Source organism: Phytoactinopolyspora halophila (genome assembly GCF_003287285.1).
Taxonomy (GTDB): Bacteria; Actinomycetota; Actinomycetes; order Jiangellales; family Jiangellaceae; genus Phytoactinopolyspora_A; species Phytoactinopolyspora_A halophila.
Genome location: NZ_QMIG01000004.1, coordinates 57798 through 82234, shown reverse-complemented (window position 1 = coordinate 82234; position 24437 = coordinate 57798). Strand labels below are relative to the sequence as shown.

The following is a 24437-nucleotide window of genomic DNA, read 5'->3' as shown; positions in this document are numbered from 1 at the left end:
CTTGCCGTCGGGACGCGGGTTTCCCTCATCTGCCCGGTCCTCCGCAGACGGCCGGGCCGATGACGACCAGCTGACGAAAGGTGTGTCCCGCAGCGCCGTGCACGGTGAGTGCACCCGGGAAGGCGCTTTCACAGCTCGATCGACGTGGGCTCAGCGTGCACGGCGGGGAGTCGACGTGGGCTCAGCGTGCACGGCGGGGAGTCGACGTGGGCTCAGCGTGCACGGCGGGGAGTCGACGTGGGTTCAGCGTGCACGGCGGACCGCGTCGGGTGCCGACCGGGGGTGAGGCGGGCAACGACACGACCCGACACGGCTCACGGGTCCACCACCTCTCCACCACGCTCCCTCCACGCCTCGCCATTCGCCGCAAAAGGTCTCTGACCTGCTGATTTAGTTAAGCCGTCACCTGGTGCGGACGAACGCGTGGGGCGACGCGACATGTTAATGGTGTGATTGTGGTTGCAAGTGGGGAAAGGTGGAGTACAGTGGAGGCCGATGGAGCAAGAGTGGCCTGACCAACGGGGAGGTGGGGCTCATGTTTCTGGGCACCCATACGCCCCGGTTGGACGACAAGGGCCGGCTCTTTCTCCCCGCGAAGTTCCGGGACGAATTAGCGGAGGGCGTAGTGATTACACGGGGGCAGGAACGTTGTCTCTACGTCTGGCCTCGAGCGGAGTTCGTTCAGTTCACCGAGCAGCTCAAGGCAGCACCCTTCACGCACAAGGGCACCCGGGACTTCGCCCGCATGCTGGCCGCGGGAGCCAGCGACGAGGTTCCCGACAAGCAGGGCCGGATCACCATTCCACCGGGGCTGCGTGCCTATGCCGGGCTGGAGCGCGAATGCACCGTCGTCGGCGCGATGACCCGGGTAGAGATCTGGTCGTCCGAGGCCTGGGATCAGTACCAGGCCGAGAAGGAGCCCATGTTCGCCGACATATCGGAGGAGGTGCTGCCGGGAATCTTCTAGGAGCCACACGAACGGCGCGACCAGGAGCTCAACGCGGGACGTTCCGGTTCGTGCGGCGAGGTCTCCGGCCCGCTCACCACTCCCTGACGCAACTTCCCCGGCGTCAGGCAGTACCGAGCACCCAGACGAGATCGAGCGGGCGGGGACCTGGTGGCACGAACCGAATACGGCGATTTCCACCACGCGTAGCGCATTCGGATAGATCGACGGGGGTGACAGCGATGGCATCGGAGCAGTGGACTCCGGGTGGGGCCCACGTGCCGGTGCTGCTCGATCGCGTCACGAGTCTGCTCGCGCCAGCTTTGGAGTCTCCCGGAAGCGTGGTTGTCGACGCGACTCTCGGCTTGGGAGGCCACGCCGAGGCCGTGTTGCAGCGTTGCCCGGCAGCACAGCTGATCGGGCTGGATCGCGACCCGAAGGCACTCGACGAGGCGCAGCGCCGCCTCGGCGCGTTCGGCGATCGAGTGACGACGGTGAACGCGGTCTACGACGAGATCGGCGACGTTCTGGCCGAGCGTGGAATCGAGCGGATCCACGGTGTCCTGTTCGATCTCGGAGTCTCGTCGCTCCAGCTCGACGAGACCGAGCGTGGATTCTCGTACGCACACGACGCGCCGCTGGACATGCGCATGAACCAGGAGGGTGGTGGGCGCACCGCGGCGGATGTTCTCAACACGTACGACGCGCGTACGCTCGCCCGGGTTCTGCGGATCTACGGCGAAGAGCGCTATGCCTCACGGATCGCTACGGCTATCGCGCGACAGCGCAAGAACCAGCCGTTCGAGACTACCGGGCAGTTGGTCGAGGTGGTGCGTGCCGCTATTCCGGCTCCGGCCCGGCGCACGGGAGGCCACCCGGCCAAGCGCACCTTTCAGGCCTTGCGCATCGAGGTGAACGGTGAGCTGTCGACTCTGGAGCGCGCGCTGCCCGGGGCGGTCGACGCGCTCGCTGTCGGCGGCCGCGCGGTCGTCCTTTCGTATCACTCGCTGGAGGACCGTATCGTCAAGCGGCTGTTCGCAGCCCGTGCGGCGAGTACGGCGCCTCCCGGCCTGCCCGTCGAGCTGCCCGAGCACCGACCGGTGGCACGGCTGCTGGCCAAGGGCGAGGTTCCAGACGAAGCCGAAATCGAGACCAACCCGCGAGCGGCATCAGCCAGGCTGCGGGCTCTCGAGCGGGTTCGCACACACGGGGAGGAGCGACCATGAGCGCAGAACGAGCACTCAATCCGGAGGTGCTTCGCGCCCGGCAGCGGCGTGCACAGGCGCCGCTGCGGGTGCTGCCGGGAGTCACCCGATCCCGGCGCACACCGTTCGTCGTCACGGTATTGCTTGTGTTGGGCGTCGGCCTGGTCGGGCTGTTGCTGCTCAACACGGCTTTACAGCAGGGCTCGTTCGCGTTGAGCAAGCTCGAGGCCGAGACCACGGCGCTGCGTGATCGTGCCGAGATGCTGTCGAGTGAACTGGCCAATCTCGAGTCTCCGGCCGCCCTGGCAGAGCAGGCCCGCGATCTCGGTATGGTTCCCGCCGAGGACGTGGAGTTCATCCGGATCGATTCCGTCGCATCAGGCGGTGAAGCCGCGGCGAACGGCGGGAGAGACGGGTGACGACACGTGGCGGTGGCCGCAAGGACGGGGGCCGCGCGCGCGATAAACCAGACCGGGGACGCCCCCGGCGGGAACCTCCTGCTTCCGGGCGGCGAGACGGCCGGAAGCAGGCGAACCAGGGGCGTTCCGGAACGTCGGCCAATCGAAACCAGGGGCGCGCACCTGCGCAGGGAAAGGGGCGCGACGCGAAGCGTCAGCCACGTCAACCACCGGTGCGGAAGACGAGACCGGCGGCGCGGCAGCCGAGCGTCTCTGCTCGGCGCCCGGGCACGCCGAAGAAGCGCAGAGTACCGCCGTTCCGGTTCGCCGACCCCAGAAAGCGGATCAAGGTCCTCCTGGTCGGGCTCTGCGTGGTGCTTTCGTTGCTGGCTGGCCGGCTCGTGCAGTTGCAAGGGCTGGACGCGTCGACCTATGCGGTGGCGGCCAACCAGATCGGCCGGACGGACACCACTCTGCCGGCACCCCGGGGCGACATCGTCGATCGCAATGGCGCGCCACTGGCCCGGGCCGTCGAGGCGTACAACGTCTTCGTCGACCAGACCCAGGTCTCCAATCCCGCGGCTTACGCCCTGCAGCTGGACACCGTCCTGGACGAGGATGTCCCCGAGCTTCAAGAGCGGTTGAGCGGCGACCGGCCCTTCGCTTATATCGCGAAGGACGTGAGCGGCTCGACGTGGCGAGACATCGAGGAACTCGATTTGCGGGGTATCGATGCCGAGGACGCCGACGGGCGTACCTATCCCGCCGGCCCGGTCGGGGGCAGCGTCGTCGGCTTCACCGGCTCTGACGGCGAGCCCCTTGCGGGGTTGGAGCTGTCCCAAGACGACGTGCTGGCCGGGCAGGACGGGCATGTCGTCCGGCGGCGCAGTCCGACGGGTGAACGTATCCCGACCGAGGCGATGGTCCACGAGGAACCGGTGGCCGGGGACGGGCTGCGGCTGACGCTCGACCGGGACATCCAGTGGTACGCGGAGGAAGCACTGTCCGAGGCGGTCGAGAACGCCGACGCTGACGGCGGAGCGGCGGTCGTGCTCGAGATGGCGCCGGAGTCCCACGAGATCGTCGCGCTGGCCAGTGACCCGTCGGTCGACCCGAACGAACCGAGCGACACCCCCGCCGGTGATCGAGGTAGTAGGGCGGTCGAAGAGGCGTACGAGCCCGGCTCGATCTTCAAGCCGCTGACCATGGCCGCGATCCTCGAAGAGGGTGCCGCCGAGGTCGACTCCGTGTATTCCGTACCCGGGCAGATCCGCCGGAGTGGGCACACCATCCACGATCACTACAGCCACCCGGAGCAGGAGATGACGCTGGCGGGCATCCTCGCGAAGTCCAGCAACGTGGGGACTCTGCTGGCGGCCGAGGGAATTGATGCCGAGACCTTCCGGGGCTACCTGTCGGACTTCGGGCTCGGCAGCGTGACCGGCATCGGGCTGCCCGCCGAGACGGCCGGCCGGCTGCCGGAACTGGAGGAGTGGTCGTCGCTCACCCACGACAACATCTCGTTCGGGCAGGGTGTGTCGGTGAATGCGGTACAGCTCGCGTCGGCGTATGCCACGATCGCAACCGGTGGTGTCCGGTTTGACCCCATGCTGATCTCCGCCACCATCGACCCGGATGGAAACGAGGTTCCGGTCGACCCCGCGGAACCGGAAAGGGTGATCAGCGAGGAGACGGCGGCGCAGGTGACGTCGATGATGGAGTCCGTCATGGGAGAGGACGGTACGGGGGCCGACGTGGCACTCGACGGTTACCGGGTGGCCGGGAAAACGGGGACGGCGCAGCGTGTCGATCCGGAGTGTGGCTGCTACAGCCAGTACAACGCGTCGTTCATGGGATTCGCCCCGGCGGAGGATCCCCGCTATGTCGTCGTGGTCTCGCTCATGAACCCGCGCAACGGCAATTCCGGCGGGGCCCTGGCCGGTCCGGCGTTCCACGACATCATGCGCTTTGCGCTGGAAAACGGCGGTGTCCCGCCGTCGGTCGATGAGGCCCCGGAACTGCCCTTGTTCGCCGACGAGATCGTCCGCGACGAGGAGGAAAGCGCTGCGAGTTCGGCCGGCTCCGGCGACGGTGCCGGCGGTGGTACTGACGACGGTTCCGAGGATGGCGGGTCGGCAGTACCACCGGCTGACGGTGCCGCCGAGGACGAGTAGATTGTGCTCCCGTGCCTGAGTGGTCTGGTCCGCGTCCCCTGCATGTCGAGCCGTTTCCGCTGACCACGCTGCGGTCGATGCTGCCGCTCGGTGCCGTACCCGAACCGTGCTCCACAGTGGTCACCGGCATCGCCCATGACTCGCGCCAGGTGCAGCCGGGAGATCTGTATGCTGCGATCCCCGGAGCGACGACGCACGGCGCCCGCTTCGTTGGCGAAGCGGTCGGCAGGGGCGCGGCGGCCGTGCTGACCGATCCGGACGGCGCCGAGCTGGTCGGCGGGCTCCTCGCGGGGGACGCAGGTGGGGGATCCGGCCGGGAGGTCCCGGTCGTGGTGGTGGACCACCCGCGAGCGTGGATGGGCGACGTAGCGGCGGCGGTTTACGGCTACCCGGCGCGGGACCTGTGCATGCTGGGGGTCACCGGGACGAACGGCAAGACCACCACCACCTACATGCTGGAAGCGGGCATGCGGCATGCCGGCTGGTCCACGGGCCTGATCGGCACGGTGGAGACCAGGATCGACGACGAGACGCTGCCCAGCGTGCGCACCACGCCGGAAGCGACTGACATCCACGCGATTCTCGCGGTGATGCGCGAGCGCGGCATCGGTGCCTGCGTGATGGAGGTGTCCAGTCACGCACTGGCGTTCGGCCGAGTGGACGGAATCGTCTTCGACGTCGCCGGATTCACCAACCTCTCGCAGGACCATCTCGATTTCCATAGCGACCTGGACGAGTATTTCGCGACCAAGGCCCGGCTGTTCAGGTCGCACCGGGCGGAGCGCGCGGTCGTGTGCATCGACGACGAGTACGGCCGCATGCTGGCCTCGTGGATTGACATTCCGGGTTCGGTGATCTTGACCACTCCGGCGCCCACCGGGAACGAGCCGGATGCGTCGCCATCTGGGGGGCGCGAGCTCGCCGGGGAGATCGCCCTGCCCCGATGGTCGGTACACGGCCGTGGCGCCGGACTGTGCCTGGTCACGCCCGGGGGCCGGTCGCTGCCGTTACACGTGCCGCTACCGGGCGACTTCAACGTGGCCAACGCCGCGCTGGCGGTGGCGATGCTGGTGGAGGCGGGCATCGATCCCCAGCTGGCGGTCTCCGGTGTAGCGTCGTGTGCCGGTGTGCCGGGACGCATGGAGCAGGTGGGTGCGGACATTCCGGGCGCGCCGCTGGCGGTCGTCGATTACGCACACACGCCTGATGCCATCCAGAATGTCTTGCGGGCACTGCGCGATCGCCGGGCCGCAAGCGGGGGAGAACGGGACGATCGTCCCGAGCATCACGGGGACGGGGGACGGCTCATCGCCGTCGTCGGCGCCGGTGGCGACCGCGACCGGGACAAGCGGCGAGCCATGGGGGCTGCTGCGGCGGCCGAGGCCGATGTGGTAATCGTGACCGACGACAATCCGCGCTCGGAGGAACCGGCAGTGATCCGGGCGGCGGTGCTTGCGGGGGCTGAGGAAATGTCCCGGGAGAAGCGTGCGGACCTGGTCGAGGTCGCCGGACGGCGGGCGGCGATCGAGGCCGCGCTCGCTCGTGCCCGGGGAGCGGAGGACACGGTTGTCTTGCTCGGCAAGGGACACGAGCAAGGGCAGGAGATCGCTGGCACCGTGCATCCGTTCGACGACCGTGAGGTCCTGAGAGAGGAATTGAACAGGTGGCGGAGATGACTGGCCGGCGTCACGTACGGGTGCGGGCTGGCACCGGAGCGAGGACGACGCCGAGCGCGAGCCGAGGCAGCGAGCAGCCGAGCATGACCGGAGGTATGGTGCGGTGATCCGGCTAACACTGACCGAGATCGCGGATGTGACCGGCGGCCGGCTGAACGATGTTGCGGAGGACGAGCAGGATGCGGCCGTGGCCGCGACGGAGGTCACCGGAGACGTTGTCGTCGATTCCCGCGAGGCCGGTCCCGGTGGATTGTTCGTGGCCCGGCGGGGCGAGCATCGAGATGGGCACGATTACGTGGCTGCGGCGTCCGAAGCTGGCGTGGCGGCCGCGCTCGTCGAGCGAATCGTCGCCGATGTCGGCGTGCCGCAGATCGTGGTCGACGATGCTGAACGCGCGCTCGGACGGCTGGCGCGCGGCGTGGTGGATCGCCTGCCCGAGCTCGTCGTCGTCGGAGTGACGGGATCGTCGGGCAAGACGACGACGAAGGATCTCCTGGCCCAGGCGCTCGCGCCCCTCGGCCCCGTCGTGGCGCCACCCGGTTCCTACAACACCGAGGTCGGCGTGCCGCTGACGGTACTGAAGGCGGACCACACCACCCGTACCCTGATCGTGGAGATGGGCGCACGGGGGATCGGCCACATCCGGTACCTGTGTGGCGTCGCGCCGCCGCGGATCGGCGTGGTCCTTAACGTGGGCTCCGCGCACCTCGGCGAGTTCGGCGACCGCGAGTCCATCGCGCAGGCCAAGGGCGAGCTGATCGAAGCATTGCCACGAGAGGGCACGGCGGTACTCAACGGCGACGATCAGATTGTCCGCCGGATGGCAGAGCGTGCCCCGACGTCCGTGGTGATGGTGGGTGAGTCGGTCTATGCGGATATTCGGGCCGACGACGTCGAGCTGGACGGGACCGGACGGGCCTCGTTCACCCTCGTCACTCCGGGCGGCACCGCACCGGTCACGTTGCGCCTGATCGGGGAACATCAGGTCGCCAATGCACTCGCCGTCGCCGGCGTGGCGCACGCGCTCGGCATGCCCACATCCGATATCGCCGACCAGCTCTCGGCTGCCCACTCGCTGTCCCGGTGGCGGATGGAGGTGACCGAGCGGCCCGACGGTGTCACCGTCGTCAACGACGCCTACAACGCCAACCCGGAGTCCACCCGGGCCGCCCTGAAGGCGCTGGCCTCCATGGCGCAAGGGCGCCGGACCTGGGCCGTCCTGGGCGAGATGCTCGAACTGGGCAAGGATTCGGCCGCCGAACACGACTCCATCGGGCGACTGGCCGTACGGCTCAACATCGATCGGCTGGTTGCTGTCGGGGAGGGCGCGCGCGCGATGCAGCAAGGCGCCAGCCTCGAAGGCTCCTGGGCGGGCGAATCCACGTGGGTTCCGGACCGCGAGGCGGCAGCGAAGCTCCTGGCAAGCGAGCTCAGCAGTGGTGACGTCGTGCTCGTCAAGTCGTCCCGGGACGCTGGCCTGCGCCATCTGGGCGAGGATCTCGCGGGACAGGAGGCGACCACGTGATCTCGATCATCACGGCCGGCACCATCGCCGTGATCGTGGCCATTCTCGGGACACCCGCGACCATCCGTCTCCTCGTCAAACGTGGATACGGCCAGCTCATCCGCGACGACGGCCCGACGAGCCACCACACGAAGCGAGGCACGCCCACGATGGGCGGAGCCGTGATCATCGTCGCAGCGGTGGCGGGATACGCCGGTGCGCACCTCGCTCGGCCGTCGGCACCGAGCGCATCCGGGCTGCTGGTGTTGTTCTTGCTGGTCGGCCTCGGACTGGTCGGTTTTCTCGACGACTACATCAAGATCTCCAAGCAGCGCAGCCTGGGCTTGCGCAGCGGGGCGAAGATGTCTGGCCAGGTCGCGGTGGCCGTGGCGTTTGGCATCATGGCCCTGAATTTTCCCGACGAGCAGGGATACACGCCCGGTTCCGAGGCCATCTCGTTCTTGCGCGACACCCCCGTCGCGCTGCCAGCAGCGGCGTTCGTGATCTGGGCGTTGCTGATGGTCGCGGGTGCGTCGAACGCGGTTAACCTGACCGACGGTCTCGACGGGCTGGCCACCGGGGCGTCGGTCATGGTGTTCGGCGCGTACACGCTCATCAGCGTCTGGCAGTTCAACCAGAGTTGCGCGGTGGAGCCAGGACCGGGGTGCTACGAGGTCCGCGACCCGCTCGATCTCGCTGTACTGTCCGCCGCCTTGATGGGTGCCTGTTTCGGCTTCCTGTGGTGGAACGCGGCACCGGCGAAGATCTTCATGGGCGACACCGGGTCGCTGGCTCTCGGAGGTGCGCTGGCGGGATTGGCGATCACCAGCCGCACCGAGCTGCTGCTGATAGTGCTCGGTGGCCTCTTCGCCGTCATCACCCTCTCGGTGATCCTGCAGGTGGGATGGTTCAAGGTGTCGCGTGGTAAGCGGTTGTTCCGGATGGCACCGTTGCAGCACCACTTCGAGCTCAAGGGCTGGGGCGAGGTCACCATCGTCATCCGGTTCTGGATCATCGCCGGCCTGTTCGTCATGGGAGGCGCCGGCCTGTTCTACGCGGAGTGGGTTGCCACGTTATGAGCCGTCCGAGCGATCTGAACGGTCCGGAGTGGGTGCAGGCCGCGGAGCGGAACGGTCCGTGGCCGGAACTGTCCGTGGTCGTCGCCGGGATCGGTGTGTCCGGATTCGCCGCGGCCGATGCTCTGGTGCGCCTGGGCGCCCGGGTGACCGTCGTCGACGAACACGATGGCACCGCGGAGCGCGAGCGCGCGACCGTCTTGCACATGCTCGGGGCGGCGGCGTACCTGGGACCGGGCAGTACGGCGTCCCTGCCGGAGGGGACCGACCTCGTAGTGACCTCGCCGGGATGGCGTTCCGATGCGCCTCTCCTGGCGGCCGCGGCGGCCAGCAACGTGCCCGTCTGGGGTGAGGTCGAGCTGGCATGGCGGCTGCGTGACCGCTCGACACCCTGGCTGGCCCTGACCGGGACGAACGGCAAGACCACGACGTTGCGAATGCTGACGCAGATGCTGCGTGCCTCGGGTCTCCGGGTCGGTTCGGCAGGCAATGTCGGCGATCCGATCGTCAGCGCCGTACTCGACCCGGCCGGTCACGACGTCCTGGCGGTCGAGCTGTCCAGCTTCCAGCTGCATTGGACCCATTCCCTGGCGGTGCGCTCGGCCGCCGTGCTCAACGTCGCACCGGATCACCTCGACTGGCACGGCACGATGGATGCCTACGCCGCCGACAAGGGCCGCATCTACCAGGGCGTGGAGTCCTCGTGCGTGTACAACGTCGCGGACCCGGTGACCGAACGGCTGGTGCGCGAGGCCGACGTCGTCGAGGGGGCGCGTGCCATCGGCTTCACACTCGATGTGCCCCGTGTCGGCATGGTCGGAGTGGTGGACGGCGTGCTCGTGGATCGCGCGTTCGTCGACGAGCGCCAGACGTCTGCGGCCGAGCTCGCATCGGTCGACGATGTGCGACCGTCGGCTCCGCACAACGTCGCCAACGCGCTCGCGGCGGCGGCGTTGGCCCGCTCGCTGGGCGTGCCCCCTGTGGCGGTCCGTGATGGGCTGCGCGGGTACGAACCCGATCCCCATCGCGCGGCCACCGTCGCGACCATCGACGACGTGACGTTCGTCGACGATTCGAAGGCGACCAACACGCACGCCGCGACCGCGGCGCTGGGCGCCTACGAATCCATCGTGTGGATCGCCGGGGGGCTGGCCAAGGGAGCCACGTTCGACGAGCTCGTGCTCGGCGCCCGGGACCGGCTGCGAGGCGTGGTGCTCATGGGCACCGATCGGAGCCTGATCCGGGCGTCATTGGCGCGACACGCCCCCGAGGTGCCGGTGGTCGAGGTCACCACGACCGACAATATGGCCATGGAGCATGCAGTGCGAGCGGCAGCGGACATGGCCCGGCGGGGCGATACCGTGTTGCTGGCCCCTGCCTGCGCCTCGATGGACATGTTCGTCGACTACGCCAGCCGTGGCGATGCCTTTGCTGCGGCGGTACGCCGGCATGGCGACCGCTGAGGGCGGCACGCCGAACAACGGCACCGGCGTGGACCTTCGGGCGTCGCTGGGCCGGTTCCTGCGCCGGCCGCTGGCGTCGTATTACCTGATCCTGGGATCGGCCGGGCTGTTGCTGCTGCTCGGGTTGATCATGGTCTTCTCGTCCACGACCTACATGTCGACCCAGCAGTTCGGCCACCCGGCCTATTACTTCACCCGGCAGCTTCTCTGGGTACTCGTGGCGTTACCCGTCGCGTGGGTGATCTCGAGGATGCCGTTGCGGTTCCTGCGCGCGTTGTCGCTGTTGATGGTGATCGGTGCCATCGTCCTGCTGGCGCTGACATACGTGCCGGGTTTGGGAGTGGTCCGCGGAGGCAGCCGGAACTGGCTCGACTTCGGTGGTCCCTTCTTGCTCCAACCGTCCGAAGCCGCCAAGCTTGCCCTTGTCATCTGGGCGGCGCACGTGTTCGCGAACAAGGGCAAGCTGCTCCGGCACTGGCGGCATCTGGTCGTGCCGGTCGGGCCCATCGCGGCGGTTGTCGTCGGCTTGACCATCGGGCAGGGTGACCTGGGCACGTCAGTGATCATGATGCTGATCCTGCTCGGCATGCTCTGGGTGATCGGCGTGCCGACATGGCTGTTCGGGCTCACTCTCGGCGGCGTGGGAGTCCTGGGCGTCTACCTCATCGCCACGGCGGAACACCGGCTCGCGCGGATCCTGACGTTCCTGGATCCGTTCAGCGACTACTCGGTGACCGGGTACCAGCCCGCGAACTCGATCTTCGCCCTCGCGAACGGCGGATGGTGGGGAACGGGCCTTGGAGCCAGCACCCAGAAGTGGGGCCCGTTGCCGGAGCAGCACACCGATTTCATCTTCGCCATCCTGGGCGAGGAGCTCGGGCTTCCCGGCTCCCTGATGGTCATCGTGCTCTTCCTCGCCTTCGGCTATGCTGGCCTGCGCATCGCAACGCGGACGAAAGACACGTTCGTCCGGTTGGCAGCAGCCGGTATCACCGGCTGGTTCATGGTGCAGACCGTGATCAATCTCGGCATGGTGTTGGCGGTGTTTCCGGTGGTGGGTGTACCGCTTCCGCTTGTCTCGTATGGAGGGGCGTCGATGGTGGTGACCATTGCGGCCGTTGGGGTGATGCTCGCCCTGGCCAAGCAGGAACCCGGAGCGAAGGAGGCGCTGGCCGCACGGCGACGGCGTCGGCAGCGGCAGGAGGCGCGCACGTGAGGGTCGTGTTGGCCGGAGGCGGCACCGCAGGACATATCGAACCGGCGCTGGCCACCGCGGATGCGCTGCGGAGGGTCGAGCCCGAGGCCGAGATCACGTTGCTCGGCACCGAACGCGGCCTCGAAAACCGCCTCGTCCCCGAACGTGGCTACGACCTCGCGCTCATCCCCCCGGTGCCGTTGCCGCGCCGGGTCACCCCGGAGCTGCTCAGGTTACCCGCGCGAGTGCGCGGAGCGGTGCGCCGGACCGCCGACGTCTTGCGCGAGCGGCGTGCTGACGTTCTCGTCGGCTTCGGTGGTTACGTGGCGTTGCCGGCCTATCTGGCCGCACGGCGGCTCGGGCTGGCTACCGTGGTGCACGAGGCCAACGCCCGCCCCGGTCTGGCGAACCGGCTCGGTGCCCGGTTCACGTCGTATGTGGCGGCGACGTCGAGCACCGTGGGCTTGCGCAACAGCCAGGAGATCGGCATCCCGCTGCGGCGGGCCATCACCTCCCTCGACCGGGCGAGCACGCGTGCGGAGGGGCGGACGTTCTTCGGCCTGCCCCAGGACGCTCCGACCTTGCTGGTTTTCGGGGGCAGCCAGGGCGCTCGCCGGTTGAACCTGGCAGTCGACGAGGCGGGCGAAGCCCTGACGGCGGCCGGTGTGCAGATCCTGCATGCCGTCGGTTCGGCGAACATCGACGCCGTGACGCCCCGCCCGGGCTATACGCCCGTCGCCTACATCGATCGCATGGATCTCGCGTACGCCGCCGCCGACCTCGTGCTGTGCCGCGCCGGCGCGCTGACCTGCGCCGAGCTCGCGGCCGTGGGGCTGCCCGCGGTCTACGTTCCGCTGCCGCACGGCAACGGCGAGCAGCGGCTGAACGCCGAGCCGACGGTGGAGGCCGGCGGCGGGCTGATGATCCGCGACACGGAGTTGAACGGCTCCTGGCTGGTCCAGCACGCCCTGCCGTTGCTGACCGATCCGGACCGGCTCGCCGAGATGAGCACGGCAGCGGCACGGCTCGGCCACCGCGATGCCGACGAGCGGCTCGTCGAGATGGTGCGCCAGGCGGCGTCCGAAGGTGGCGGAGGTCACGGGGAATGATCGTTACTCCACCGGACGGCGTCGTGCCCGCCGAGGATCTGGGAAGCATCCACTTCGTGGGCATCGGTGGGGCCGGAATGAGCGGCATCGCGCGGATCCTGCTGGCGAGGGGCCTCGAAGTGTCCGGCAGCGATGTCAAGGAATCCGGGATCCTGACTGGATTGCGCGCACTCGGTGCCCGCGTTCATGTCGGACACGACGCGAAGAACGTCGGCCGAGCTGACACCGTCGTCGTGTCGACGGCGATCCGCGAGACCAATCCGGAGGTGGTGGCGGCCCGCGACCAGGGGCTGCGGATCCTGCCGCGCGCCTCGGCGCTGGCCTCGGTGATGGCAGGACGGCGGGCGATCGCCGTCGCCGGCACGCATGGCAAGACCACCACCACGTCGATGCTGACCGTGGTGCTGCAGCACTGCGGGGCGGATCCCTCGTTCGCCATCGGGGGCAACCTGAACGAATCCGGTGCCAACGCGCACAACGGCACGGGTGAGCTGTTCGTGGCCGAAGCGGACGAGAGCGACGCCTCGTTTCTCGCCTACGATCCCGAGGTAGCGATCGTGACCAACGTCGAGGCCGATCACCTCGACAACTATGGCACGGACGACGCGTACGTGGCGGCCTTCGAGTCGTTCATCGACCGCGTGCGCAGCTTCGTCGTCGTGTGTGTGGACGACCCCGGCGCCCGGGAACTGGGGGAGCGGGCCGCCGAGCGTGGCGTGGAGGTGCACACCTACGGCGAGTCGCCCGAAGCGATGGTACGCGTCGGGGAGCTCGAGCTGTCTGGTCCGGGAGCCTCGTTCGAGCTGGTGGCGCGTGGCCGGAAACAGGGCCGGGTGCAGCTGCGGGTGCCCGGGCGGCACAACGCGCTGAATGCCGCTGGTGCTTTCACGGCCGCGCTGGGACTCGGATTCCCCGCCAGTGATGTGCGCGACGGGCTGGCCGGGTTCAGCGGCACGCGGCGGCGGTTCGAGCTGAAGGGTACCGCCGCGGGCGTGCGGGTGTATGACGACTATGCGCATCACCCCACCGAGGTCGCGGCAGTTCTGGCGGCGGCGCGCCCGGTCGCCGGTGGCGGCCGGTTGATAGCGGTGTTCCAGCCGCACCTGTTCAGCCGGACGCGCCTGTTCGCGGAACAGTTCGGTGCCGCGTTGGGCGCGGCCGACGAAGTGATCGTCATGGACGTGTACGCCGCGCGTGAAGATCCCCAGCCGGGCGTCACGGGTGCGCTCGTGGCCGAGGCCGTCCCGTTGCCGTCGGTCCAGGTGACGTTCGAGCAGTCCTGGTCGAAGGTGCCCGAGCTGGCCGCGTCGGGAAGCCGCCCGGGAGACGTGGTGCTGACCATCGGCGCCGGAGACGTCACGCTGGTGGGGCCGGAGATTCTGGAGATCTTGCGGGAAGACGGTGAGGACGGGGGATGACCACCGCGCGGTCGACGAGTGCCGAACGGTTCGCCGCCCGTGCCCGTCGCCGGCGTATCCGCAGGTTCCTGACGGTCGTGGCGCTGGTCGTGGTGCTCGCCGCGGCGGCGGGCGCCACATGGCTGGTGGGCTGGTCGTCGGTGCTCTCGGTGCGGGACGTACGGGTCACGGGCGTCGAGGGGGACGTGGTAGACGAGGTGCGTGATACGGCCGAGGTCCCGGAGGGAGTTCCGCTGGCCCGGGTGGACACCGGTGACGTCGGAGAACGGGTCGCTGAGCTGCCCGAGGTCGGCGACGTCGACGTGCACCGGTCGTGGCCGCACAGCATCACCATCGAGGTGGAGCCGAGGGTCCCCGCGGCGGCGATCCGCGATGGCAGCTCGTGGTGGAGCGTGGACGAGGAGGGCGTGCTCTTCGGCGAGTCCGATTCGGCACCGGAGAACGTCCCGGTACTGGTGGCGCCCACCGAAGAGACCGCCCAGCTGGCCCGGGCCACCGGCGTGGCGGTACTCACGGGCCTGCCGGACTCCATCGACGAGCTGGTGGAGCAGGTGGAGGTGGAATCGGTTGCCGACGTCCGGCTGCTCTTGGAGAGTGGCGCCACGGTGCGGTGGGGGACCGACGAGCGAACCGCCGACAAGGCCCGCGTGCTGCTGGCGCTGATGGACGAACACGAGGAAACGCCGTCGGCCTATGACGTGTCCGCACCGGACAGCCCCTCGGTCGTGCCGTGACACCCCGCCCGTCACCATGATCGTGTACGCATCCGCCGTTGTAAGAGAGCGGATGCGTACACGATCATGGTGACGGGCGGGGTGGCGAATGTCGATCACGGCCGCTTCGGCGTGTCGGCGTGGCATGAAGCTTTAGCGCACCTAGCGTCTAAAACATCACTCAGGTTGACATAACTATAAACCTCAACTTGAGGGTGAGAGTTGGAGGCGAACTCGATTGAGAGGCGACTGGACGTGACTGCTCCGCAGAACTATCTCGCGGTGATCAAGGTCGTCGGCATCGGTGGTGGCGGCGTCAACGCGGTCAACCGCATGATCGAAGTCGGCCTCAAGGGTGTCGAGTTCATCGCGATCAACACTGATGCGCAGGCACTGTTGATGAGCGACGCCGACGTCAAGCTCGACGTCGGCCGCGAGCTGACCCGAGGGTTGGGCGCGGGGGCCAATCCCGACGTCGGTCGTGATGCCTCCGAAGACCACGGCGAAGAGATCGAAGAGGTGCTCAAGGGCGCCGACATGGTGTTCGTCACGGCGGGCGAGGGCGGTGGCACCGGGACCGGGGGAGCTCCCGTGGTCGCACGGATCGCACGCTCGCTCGGCGCGCTCACTATTGGTGTGGTCACCCGCCCGTTCATGTTCGAAGGACGGCGGCGGGCCCTGCAAGCCGAAGCGGGAATCGAGGCTCTGCGCGAAGAAGTGGACACGCTGATCGTGATCCCCAACGATCGCTTGCTGTCCATCAGCGATCGCCAGGTCAGCGTGCTGGATGCCTTCAAGAGCGCCGATCAGGTGCTGCTGTCCGGTGTCCAGGGCATCACTGATCTGATCACAACTCCAGGTCTCATCAATCTCGACTTCGCCGATGTGAAGTCCGTCATGAGCAATGCCGGGTCCGCCTTGATGGGAATCGGCTCGGCACGCGGGGAAGACCGGGCCGTGGCCGCGGCGGAGATGGCGATATCGTCGCCGCTTCTCGAAGCGTCCATCGACGGCGCGCACGGAGTGCTGCTGTCCGTATCCGGTGGTTCCGACCTCGGACTCTTCGAGATCAACGAGGCGGCGAACCTGGTCGCTCAGGCGGCGCACGACGAAGCAAACATCATCTTTGGTGCGGTGATCGACGATGCCCTCGGTGACGAGGTGCGCGTCACGGTCATCGCCGCCGGATTCGACGGCGGTCTTCCACCGCGTCGCGAGGTCGGCACGGTGCGCCGTGGCGATGACCACAGCGGTGACGCGGGCGAGCAGGGGACCTCCGGCGAGGGCGTGACCCCGATCGAGGCTGCTCGCGAGGCCGGTGGCCGTTCCGACGAGCCACAAGAGGTCGGCGAAGCCGACAGGGAGACCTCCTCGCAGCCCCGTCGTGAGGAGCCGGAGCGTGCGGAGCCGGCGGCGCCGCCTCCGCCTCGCGACCAGCGTCGGATCGTGCCATCGGATGATGAGCTCGACGTGCCGGACTTTCTCAAATAGCGGGTCTGCGGCGCCGCACGAGCATGCCGGGACCCGCGGTTCGATGACACCGGCCCGCGGGGTGCCGGGCCAGGCTCTCGTGCCGCCGGGCAGGATGGCACCGTGATAGCTCACAGTCGCACGTACGGCCAGGTCACGTTCGCCTTCACCGATCGCGAGGGCGGCGTGAGCGAGGCGTCATTCGCCGAGCTGAATCTGGCCCGGCACGTCGGAGACGAGCCGTCCGCGGTCGAGGAGAACCGCCGACGGCTGGCCACGGAGATCGGCCTGCCTGCCGAGCGCGTCGTGTACATGAACCAGGTGCACGGTGCCGATGTCGCCGTCGTGAAGGGGACGCCGGCCGGAAAGCCCGGGGGCGTCCGGCCAACCGGGCGCCCCGATTCGCGGGGCGGGGCGGCTTCGTCCGGGACGAGCGCCAGCGGTCCGCCAGCGGTGGATGCGATGGTCACCAGCACGCCCGGCCTGGCACTCGCCGTGCTGGTGGCGGACTGCGTGCCCGTGGTGCTCGCCGACCCGCGTGCCGGTGTGCTGGGCGTCGCACACGCCGGTCGGCCCGGCCTGGCTGCCGGCGTGGTCCCGGCCGTGATCGAAACGATGCGCCACGAAGGCGCGCGCGACATCGTGGCTCAAGTCGGCCCTGCGATCTGTGGGTCGTGCTACGAGGTTCCCGCTTCGATGCGGGAGGACGTGGCCAACGTCATACCGGCAGCATGGGCGCGCACGCGAGAGGGCACACCCGCGCTGGACGTCGCCGGCGGCGTGCGGGCCCAGCTCGGCGAGCTGGGGGCGCGCGTCGACGATCTTGCTGATCACGGCTATTCTCCCTGCACACGTGAGGACTCGCGGTACTTTTCGTACCGGCGGGAGCACGCCACCGGGCGGTTTGCCGGCCTGGCCTGGATGGCGTCCGGATAGCGTTCCCGGTCCGTCGCCTGGGTCCGCGGCCCCGGGGCCGCAGGTGATCATCGCAGGTGAGATGGCGACGACTAGGGAAGATCACGAGCGACACACCGCGCGTGTCGTGTCTCGAATCCCAGTGCGAGGCGTGTGGCCAAGCTAGTGTCAGTGGTAACAAAGGTAGTGACCGTCCACCACCAGTGCGGAGGACTTGGAGCATGGCCAGCGCGATGCGCAAGGTTGCGGTCTACCTCGGCCTCGTGGAGGACCGGGACCGCTACGAAGGTGAGTACGACGACATCTATGACGACGAGTTCGACGGAGACTACGACGACGATGTCGTCGACGACGGCGAGCCCGCCGACACCGAGCGGACACCGGCCCGCTACGAGCGGGAGCACACGGCCACCGTGTCGTCGCTGGCCGAGAGGCGGTCGAACACCTCGCAACGCCGTGGGAACGCGCAGCGTGAGGCACGTATCACGACGCTGCATCCGAGGACGTACAACGAGGCTCGGGTTCTCGGTGAGCACTTCCGCGATGGCATCCCCGTCATCATGAACCTGTCGGACATGGATGACGTGGACGCCAAACGGCTCGTCGATTTCGCCGCCGGGCTGATCTTCGGGCTGCGCGGTAGCATCGATCGCATCACGGCGAAGGTGTTCCTGCTCACGCCCGCTGACGTGCGGGTGACGGCGGAGGACAAGGCACGTATTGCCGATGGCGCGTTCTTCAATCAGAGTTGACTTCGTACCTATGCGACTATTTCGATATGACTCCAGAACATCCCCGAGACCGGTACCGGTGGCGGCACGCTCGCACCCCGTCAGGTAGGTTCGTATCCCGTGCAGGTCATCACTCAGCCGCTGTCGATCGCGCTATGGCTGTTCTTCTTCGCCCTGCTGGCCCGTCTGGTGGTCGACTGGATCCAGGTCTTCGCGCGCGAATGGCAGCCCAAAGGGCCGCTACTCGTAGTCTTGGAGGCCGTGTACACAGTGACCGATCCGCCTCTCCGGGCACTGCGGCGGATCATTCCGCCGCTTCGGATCGGATCGGTTGCCATTGATTTGGCGTTCATCGTGCTGATCATCCTGGTACGAATTGCCATCTCGGTTGTGGATTCGCTGGGATGACGCGGTACGGTGACTCTCGACGCTGCTCACATTCGAGGTGACGTTATGCCACTGACGCCTGAGGCTGTCCAGAACAAGGAGTTCACAACGGTCCGCCTGCGTGAAGGTTACGACATGCAGGAGGTCGACGAGTTCCTGGACGAAGTCGAGGCCGAGCTCGCGCGATTGCAGCGCGAGAACGACGAGCTTCGTGACAAGCTCGCCGCCGTGACCCGTGGTTCGGGTGCGGTTGGGTCGGCCGAGCCGGTCCAGGCTGCTCCGCGCCAGGCCGAAGCCCCGCAATCTCCACCGTCGGCGGCACCGCCGGCGGCGGCCGCCCAGCAAGCCCAATCGCAAGGGCAGGGCTCCGGTAGCGGCCAGCCCAGCGATGCGGCGGCCAAGGTTCTCGCTCTCGCCCAGAAGACGGCGGATGAGCTGGTGGCGGATGCCAAGACCGAGGCGGATCGGTTGATCAACGAGGCTCGCAGTCGTGCCGAGAAGCTTGACGCCGAAACTAAGGCGAAGGCGGCCAAGCTCGAGCAAGACGCGCGCCAGCGTGCGGAATCGATCGACCAGGAGGTCCAGAAGCGTAGGGCACAGGCCTTCGGCAAGCTCGAGACCGAGCGGGCCGATCTGGAGCGCCAGCTCGAAGGACTCCGTGCGTTCGAGCGTGAATACCGCAGCCGGCTGAAGTCCTACCTGGAGAACGAGCTACGCAAGCTCGAGATGGGCGGGGCTGAAGAGACGGAGCGCGACGAATCCGAGCTCGCTCCGGCGCAGCAGCAGCATCCTCCGCAGCTGCAGCCGCACGAAGACGAGGTGCAGCAGCTACATCAGAACCAGCACCAGAACCAGCAGCAGCCTGAGCAGTACCCGGAGCAATATCCGGAGCAGTACCCGGAGCAATATCCGGAACAGTACCCGGAGCAGTATCCGGAGCAGGACGAGCCGCAGTCGGACGGCAGTGGCTCGGGCCAGCAGGGACAGGCTGGCGGTGAAGGTGCGTCGGTAACCCAGACGGGGGGATCGCTGCGATCGGTTGCCAGCTTGCTCGACGATGACCAACGTTGATGGCATCGGAGAGCACGAAGCTCACGCCGTTCGAGGCCGTGACGGCGTGCTTCCACCGCGCGGCTGATCAGCTCGGTCTGAAGGACACGACGCGGGAACTGCTGGCTGGTACCTACCGGGAGATCCGGGTGCAGGTACCGCTGCGGTCGCGCGACGGGGGCATGCGCACGGTGTACGGCTATCGGGTCCAACACAACGGTGCCCGCGGTCCGTACAAAGGTGGTGTGCGCTTTCACCAGCACGCCGATCTCGACGAGGTGCGGGCGCTGGCGTCGTTGATGACGTGGAAGACGGCGCTCGTCGACGTTCCATTCGGCGGGGCCAAGGGCGGTGTGCAGGTGGACCCGAACACGCTGTCCGAGGGCGAGGCCGAGCGGATGTCTCGGCGCTACATGTCGCAGGTGAGCTATGTCATCGGCGAACGCCGCGACATCATGGCGCCGGACGTCAACACCGACGCCCAGACCATGGCGTGGATGATGGACGAGTACGGGCGCAAGAACGGTCACACACCGGCCATTGTCACGGGCAAGCCGGTGGAGCTCGGCGGCTCGAAGGGCCGGGACGCGGCCACCGGACGTGGCACGATCATGGTGCTCATCAAGGCGGCAGCCGATCATGGCTGGCGGCCCGAGGATGTGAGCGTCGCCATCCAGGGCTACGGCAATGTCGGGTCCTGGGCAGCTCGCCTCGCCGCTGATGAGGGCTTCCGCGTGGTGGCGGTCAGTGACGCTTACGGCGGTATCTATTCCGGTGGTGGTCTGGACATCGACGCCGTTGATACGCAGATGCGCGAGACCGGCAGCGTCGTCGACACTCCCGGCACGGATGCGATCACCAACGAGGAGCTCGTCACGCTGGATGCGACGGTGCTGATCCCCGCCGCCCTGGGCGAAGTGATCACCGCGTCCAATGCCGATCAGGTTTCGGCCCGCATGATCCTCGAAGCTGCCAATCACCCCGTCACGCCGGATGCTGACGACATCCTGGCTGATCGCGGCATCGACGTCCTGCCGGACATTCTCGTCAACGCTGGCGGTGTCACGGTGTCGTACTTCGAGTGGACCCAGAACCTGCAAGAGTTCAAGTGGTCGGAGAAGCAGGTCAACGACGAGCTCTACCGGCACATGGCGGCGGCCTATACAGCGGTTCAGGAGCGCGCGGCGAAGGAGAACATGACGCAGCGGCAGTCGGCCTTTCAGATCGCGGTCGAGCGCGTCGCCACTGCCGCGAAGCTGCGCGGCTACCTGTGAGGCACGCTCCCTCTCCATCTACGAGCAGCACGCCAGAGGCGACTTCTTGGGCCTGTGGAACCTCCAGAGGCCCACATCTGGTCCTGGACGTTCCGCAGGCCCAAGAAGTGGCCATAGCGGCCTAGCGGGTGGCCCGGCGTAGCCGGAAGGTGAAGCCCAAGCCCTCATCGGTGTGGTCTGCTTCACCGTCCAAGGCGTGAAGCTCGTCGTGCACGGATACGGCGAGCACCTCGTCCGCGAGCAGTTGCTGGTGCTCGCGTACGGCCTGGTCGAGCTGGCCGGCGTCGGGCGACGCGGACCAGGCCAGCTCGATCCGGTCGGCGACATCGAAGCCGCTGGCCTTGCGTGCTTCCTGGATCAGGCGGATCACTTCGCGCACGAGACCTGCTCGCACCAGCTCGTCGGTCAGCGTCAAGTCGAGCGCGACCGTCTCGCCCTCGCGCACGACCGCCCAGCCTTCCCGTGGCGTCTCGGTGATCACCACGTCTTCCGGGCTGAGCACCACGTCGCCGACATCCTCGACGGTGAGCGTGGCCGATCCGGAGGCGCGCAGCGACGCCGCCAGCTCGGCCGCGTCCGTCTCCGCGATCGCCGCGGCGACCTTGGGGGTGTCCTTCGCGTAGCGCTTGCCCAGGGAGCGGAAGTTCGCCTTGGCCGAGACGTCGAGCAGGGCACTGCCCGCGTCGTCTGGATCGCCTGTTTGGGCGGTATCGCCTGCCTGGGCGGTGCCGGGCGACCCTCCGGCGGCAGCCGGATGGCCCGCCTCACCGGCATCGCCAGCATCACCGGACGCTCCTGACGAGGCGGCCTCGGAGAACGACATGACCTCGGTGACGTTCAGCTCGTCGGCGATCTCGGCGCGAAGCTCGCCGCGCAGCCGGTCCCACCCCCAGGCACCCACGAGCGCGCGGGCCAGCGGCTGGCGGGTACGGATCTTCGATTCCGCGCGGGCTGCCCGCCCGAGCTCGACGAGTCGCCGGGTCAAGGCGACTTCCTCGGCCAGCTGGTCGTCGACCAGGGCGGTGTCCGGCTCCGGCCACGACGCCATGTGCACGGACGCGGCAGCGGACGGATCGACCGCGACGACGAGGTCCTGCCACACCCGCTCGGTGATGAACGGCGTGATCGGAGCGAGGAGCCGGGTCAGCGTCTCCACGCACTCGTGCAGCGTCGCCAGCGCGGCCGGGTCGCCGTCCCAGAAGCGGCGACGGGAGCGTCGCACGTACCAGTTCGACAGGTCGTCGATGAATGTGGCCAGCCGGCTGCCGGCGCGTTGGGTGTCGTAGGCATCGAGCGCGGCGTCGACATCGGCCACGAGCCGGTTCAGCTCGCTCAGCGCCCAGCGGTCGAGCACCGGCCGCTGATCCACGGCCGGTGCGCCGTCGCCCGGGCTCCAGCCCGATGTGCGCCCGTACAGCGACAGGAAGGAGACGGTGTTCCAGTACGTCAGCAATACCTTGCGCACGATCTCGCCGAGCACCGTCGGGCCGAGAGGGCGTGCCTGCCACGGCGACCCGTGTGCGGCCATGAACCAGCGCACGGCGTCGGCACCGTGGTCGTCCATGAGCGGGAAGGGCTCGATCACGTTGCCCAGATGTTTGGACATCTTGCGGCCGTCCTCGGCGAGGAGCAGGCCCAGGCACAGGACGTTCTCGTATGACGAGCGGCCGAACACCGCGGTACCCACGGCCATGAGCGTGTAGAACCAGCCACGTGTCTGGTCGATCCCCTCGCAGATGAACTGTGCCGGGTAGGCGTTCTCGAACGCTTCCGTGCTGCCGGGGGCGTGCGGGTAGCCCCACTGCGCGAACGGCATCGAACCGGAGTCGTACCACGCGTCGATGACGTACGGCTCGCGGCGGAACGTCCCTGGCACTCCGTCCAGCGTGAAGGTGATGTCGTCGACGAACGGGCGGTGCGGGTCGAGATTCGACAGATCCGTCCCGGCCAGCTCGGACAGTTCCGCCAAGGAGCCCACACACACGAGGTGGGAGGGATCCTCGTCGTTTCGCCAGATCGGCAGTGGCGTGCCCCAGTAGCGATTCCGGGAGAGCGACCAGTCGACGTTGCCGCGCAGCCATTCGCCGTAGCGGCCCCACTTGATGGTGTCCGGGTACCAGTTCGTCTTCTCGTTCTCGCGCAGCAGCGCGTCTTTGAACTGGGTGGTGCGGATGTACCAGGACGGCTGCGCGTAGTACAGCAGCGGCGTATGGCAGCGCCAGCAGTGCGGGTACTCGTGCTCGTACTGGGTGTGGTGAAACATCAGCCCGCGCTCTTCGAGGTCGCGGGTGAGCGCGGTGTCGGCGTGCTTGAAGAACTGGCCGCCGACGAGTGGCACGTCCGCGCCGAACGTCCCGTCCGCCCGTACCGGGTTGACCACGGGCAATCCGTACCGCCGGCACACCCGCAGGTCGTCCGCGCCGAACGCGGGGGCTTGGTGGACGAGGCCGGTGCCGTCGTCGGTGGTGACGTAGTCGTCGACGACTACGTAGTTGACGTCGCCAGCCGGGTGCTCGCCGTCGGTCAATTCCACCAGCTCGAACGGCCGCTGATAGCCCCACCGTTCCATCTCGGCGCCGGTGAACCGGTCGGTGACGGTCCAGCCCTCGCCCAGAACGGAATCGAACAGCTTCTCGGCGACGATCAGTGTCTCGCTGGAATCGGTGGCGGCGACGTACGTGACGTCGGGGTGGACGGCCACGGAGGTGTTCGACACCAGCGTCCACGGCGTCGTCGTCCACACCAGCAGCGACGCCCGTCCCTGCCAGGGGCCCGAGGTGATGGGCAGCCGCACGTACACCGAGGGGTCGGCCACTGTCTCGTAGCCGAGCGCGAGTTCGTGCGAGGACAGGCTGGTCTCGCACCGGGGGCAGTACGGCGCGACGCGATGGTCTTCGACGAGTAGCCCGGCGTCGAAGATCTGCTTCAGTGACCACCACACGCTCTGGATGTACGAGGAGTCCATGGTGCGGTAGGGCCGGGACATGTCGATCCAGTACCCCATCCGCTCGGTCATTTCCTCGAACGCGTCGACGTGCCGCTGGACGGACTCGCGGCAGCGTTCGTTGAATGCGGCGATGCCGTAGGACTCGATGTCGTTCTTCGAGGACAGGCCGAGTTCCTGCTCGACTGCGATCTCGACCGGAAGCCCGTGGCAGTCCCAGCCGGCCTTGCGGACGACGTGGTAGCCCTTCATGCTCCGGTGGCGCGGGAAGATGTCCTTGAAGACGCGGGCTTCGATGTGGTGCGTGCCGGGCGCGCCGTTCGCGGTGGGCGGGCCTTCATAGAACGTCCATGGCGGCTTGCCCTCGGTCGCTTCGAGCACGCGGGCGAACACGTCATTGTCCCGCCAGAAGGAGATGATCTCGTGTTCCATCGCCGGAAGGTCCACCTGCGCGGGGACCGGCCGGTAGGTATGCGCTCCCGGGGTATCCGGGGTACTGGCCTCACTCATCGTCTCACCGAATCCTCCGTCGTCCTGGGCTCGACAGAGGGACGAGGCATGACCCCGCGGTACCACCCTCCTTGGCCGCGCGCGACAGCACGGCCCGCTTCGTTCAGGTGCGGCCGGTTCTACTGGGCGCCCGGACGATGTCCGGGTGCCGTTCTTCCGGCGGCTCCGGGGTGATGTTCACGCACGCTCGTACCACCGGGCTCACACCATCCCCGGCTCGCTCCTGGCCGTCCGCGTGGGCTACTCGTCCCCATCCACGCCTGCTCGCACGGGCTAGTG

The 24437-nt window shown here is 68.1% G+C and carries 19 protein-coding genes; 18 read left to right on the top strand and 1 reads right to left on the bottom strand.

Features of this window, described 5'->3' with window-relative positions; genetic code table 11:
• The first annotated feature begins 535 nt into the window (after nucleotides 1–535).
• From mraZ to DPM12_RS06900, 18 genes are all read left to right on the top strand, one after another.
• Entirely contained in the window at nucleotides 536–967 is a 432-nt protein-coding gene (gene mraZ / locus DPM12_RS06985; protein ID WP_112257718.1) for a division/cell wall cluster transcriptional repressor MraZ, read from the top strand.
• Nucleotides 968–1188: 221 nt separating this feature from the next.
• A complete protein-coding gene (rsmH, locus tag DPM12_RS06980; protein ID WP_112257582.1) occupies nucleotides 1189–2172 on the top strand; it encodes a 16S rRNA (cytosine(1402)-N(4))-methyltransferase RsmH in 984 nt (327 codons plus the stop codon).
• A complete protein-coding gene (gene ftsL, locus DPM12_RS06975) occupies nucleotides 2169–2570 on the top strand; it encodes a cell division protein FtsL (protein ID WP_112257581.1) in 402 nt (133 codons plus the stop codon). Before rsmH ends, ftsL begins: the two co-directional genes overlap by 4 nt.
• Nucleotides 2567–4723, top strand: a complete 2157-nt coding sequence (locus DPM12_RS06970; RefSeq protein ID WP_112257580.1) for a peptidoglycan D,D-transpeptidase FtsI family protein — start codon at nucleotides 2567–2569, stop codon at nucleotides 4721–4723. Before ftsL ends, DPM12_RS06970 begins: the two co-directional genes overlap by 4 nt.
• An 11-nt stretch (nucleotides 4724–4734) precedes the next feature.
• The gene (locus DPM12_RS06965; RefSeq protein ID WP_211658565.1) at nucleotides 4735–6399 is read left to right on the top strand and encodes a UDP-N-acetylmuramoyl-L-alanyl-D-glutamate--2,6-diaminopimelate ligase; all 1665 of its coding nucleotides are present in this window, start codon (nucleotides 4735–4737) and stop codon (nucleotides 6397–6399) included.
• A 103-nt stretch (nucleotides 6400–6502) separates the two neighbouring features.
• Complete coding sequence (locus tag DPM12_RS06960) at nucleotides 6503–7924, top strand: UDP-N-acetylmuramoyl-tripeptide--D-alanyl-D-alanine ligase (protein ID WP_112257579.1); 1422 nt, start codon at nucleotides 6503–6505, stop codon at nucleotides 7922–7924.
• Nucleotides 7921–8982 (top strand): phospho-N-acetylmuramoyl-pentapeptide-transferase, encoded by a 1062-nt coding sequence (gene mraY / locus DPM12_RS06955; protein ID WP_112257578.1) that lies wholly within the window; start codon nucleotides 7921–7923, stop codon nucleotides 8980–8982. The genes DPM12_RS06960 and mraY overlap by 4 nt, the downstream gene beginning before the upstream one ends.
• Nucleotides 8979–10442, top strand: a complete 1464-nt coding sequence (murD, locus tag DPM12_RS06950; protein WP_112257577.1) for a UDP-N-acetylmuramoyl-L-alanine--D-glutamate ligase — start codon at nucleotides 8979–8981, stop codon at nucleotides 10440–10442. The genes mraY and murD overlap by 4 nt, the downstream gene beginning before the upstream one ends.
• Nucleotides 10429–11658, top strand: coding sequence for a putative lipid II flippase FtsW (gene ftsW / locus DPM12_RS06945; protein WP_158542799.1), 1230 nt, complete (start codon nucleotides 10429–10431; stop codon nucleotides 11656–11658). Before murD ends, ftsW begins: the two co-directional genes overlap by 14 nt.
• Entirely contained in the window at nucleotides 11655–12746 is a 1092-nt protein-coding gene (murG, locus tag DPM12_RS06940; RefSeq protein ID WP_112257575.1) for an undecaprenyldiphospho-muramoylpentapeptide beta-N-acetylglucosaminyltransferase, read from the top strand. The genes ftsW and murG overlap by 4 nt, the downstream gene beginning before the upstream one ends.
• Nucleotides 12743–14164, top strand: coding sequence for a UDP-N-acetylmuramate--L-alanine ligase (murC, locus tag DPM12_RS06935; RefSeq protein WP_112257574.1), 1422 nt, complete (start codon nucleotides 12743–12745; stop codon nucleotides 14162–14164). Before murG ends, murC begins: the two co-directional genes overlap by 4 nt.
• A complete protein-coding gene (locus tag DPM12_RS06930; protein WP_112257573.1) occupies nucleotides 14161–14898 on the top strand; it encodes a cell division protein FtsQ/DivIB in 738 nt (245 codons plus the stop codon). The genes murC and DPM12_RS06930 overlap by 4 nt, the downstream gene beginning before the upstream one ends.
• Before the next feature lie 234 nt (nucleotides 14899–15132).
• Nucleotides 15133–16368 (top strand): cell division protein FtsZ, encoded by a 1236-nt coding sequence (ftsZ, locus tag DPM12_RS06925; protein WP_211658563.1) that lies wholly within the window; start codon nucleotides 15133–15135, stop codon nucleotides 16366–16368.
• Between the two features lie 102 nt (nucleotides 16369–16470).
• Nucleotides 16471–17283 (top strand): peptidoglycan editing factor PgeF, encoded by an 813-nt coding sequence (pgeF, locus tag DPM12_RS06920; RefSeq protein WP_112257572.1) that lies wholly within the window; start codon nucleotides 16471–16473, stop codon nucleotides 17281–17283.
• Between the two features lie 200 nt (nucleotides 17284–17483).
• The gene (locus DPM12_RS24080) at nucleotides 17484–18014 is read left to right on the top strand and encodes a cell division protein SepF (RefSeq protein WP_112257571.1); all 531 of its coding nucleotides are present in this window, start codon (nucleotides 17484–17486) and stop codon (nucleotides 18012–18014) included.
• Between the two features lie 99 nt (nucleotides 18015–18113).
• Nucleotides 18114–18401, top strand: a complete 288-nt coding sequence (locus DPM12_RS06910; protein ID WP_112257570.1) for a YggT family protein — start codon at nucleotides 18114–18116, stop codon at nucleotides 18399–18401.
• Nucleotides 18402–18446: 45 nt separating this feature from the next.
• Complete coding sequence (locus tag DPM12_RS06905) at nucleotides 18447–19451, top strand: DivIVA domain-containing protein (RefSeq protein ID WP_112257569.1); 1005 nt, start codon at nucleotides 18447–18449, stop codon at nucleotides 19449–19451.
• Nucleotides 19451–20704 (top strand): Glu/Leu/Phe/Val family dehydrogenase, encoded by a 1254-nt coding sequence (locus DPM12_RS06900; RefSeq protein WP_112257568.1) that lies wholly within the window; start codon nucleotides 19451–19453, stop codon nucleotides 20702–20704. Before DPM12_RS06905 ends, DPM12_RS06900 begins: the two co-directional genes overlap by 1 nt.
• A gap of 121 nt (nucleotides 20705–20825) precedes the next feature.
• On the opposite strand, the gene ileS is transcribed toward DPM12_RS06900, so the two are convergent.
• Nucleotides 20826–24158 (bottom strand): isoleucine--tRNA ligase, encoded by a 3333-nt coding sequence (gene ileS / locus DPM12_RS06895; protein ID WP_112257567.1) that lies wholly within the window; start codon nucleotides 24156–24158, stop codon nucleotides 20826–20828.
• Between the last annotated feature and the right edge of the window lie 279 nt (nucleotides 24159–24437).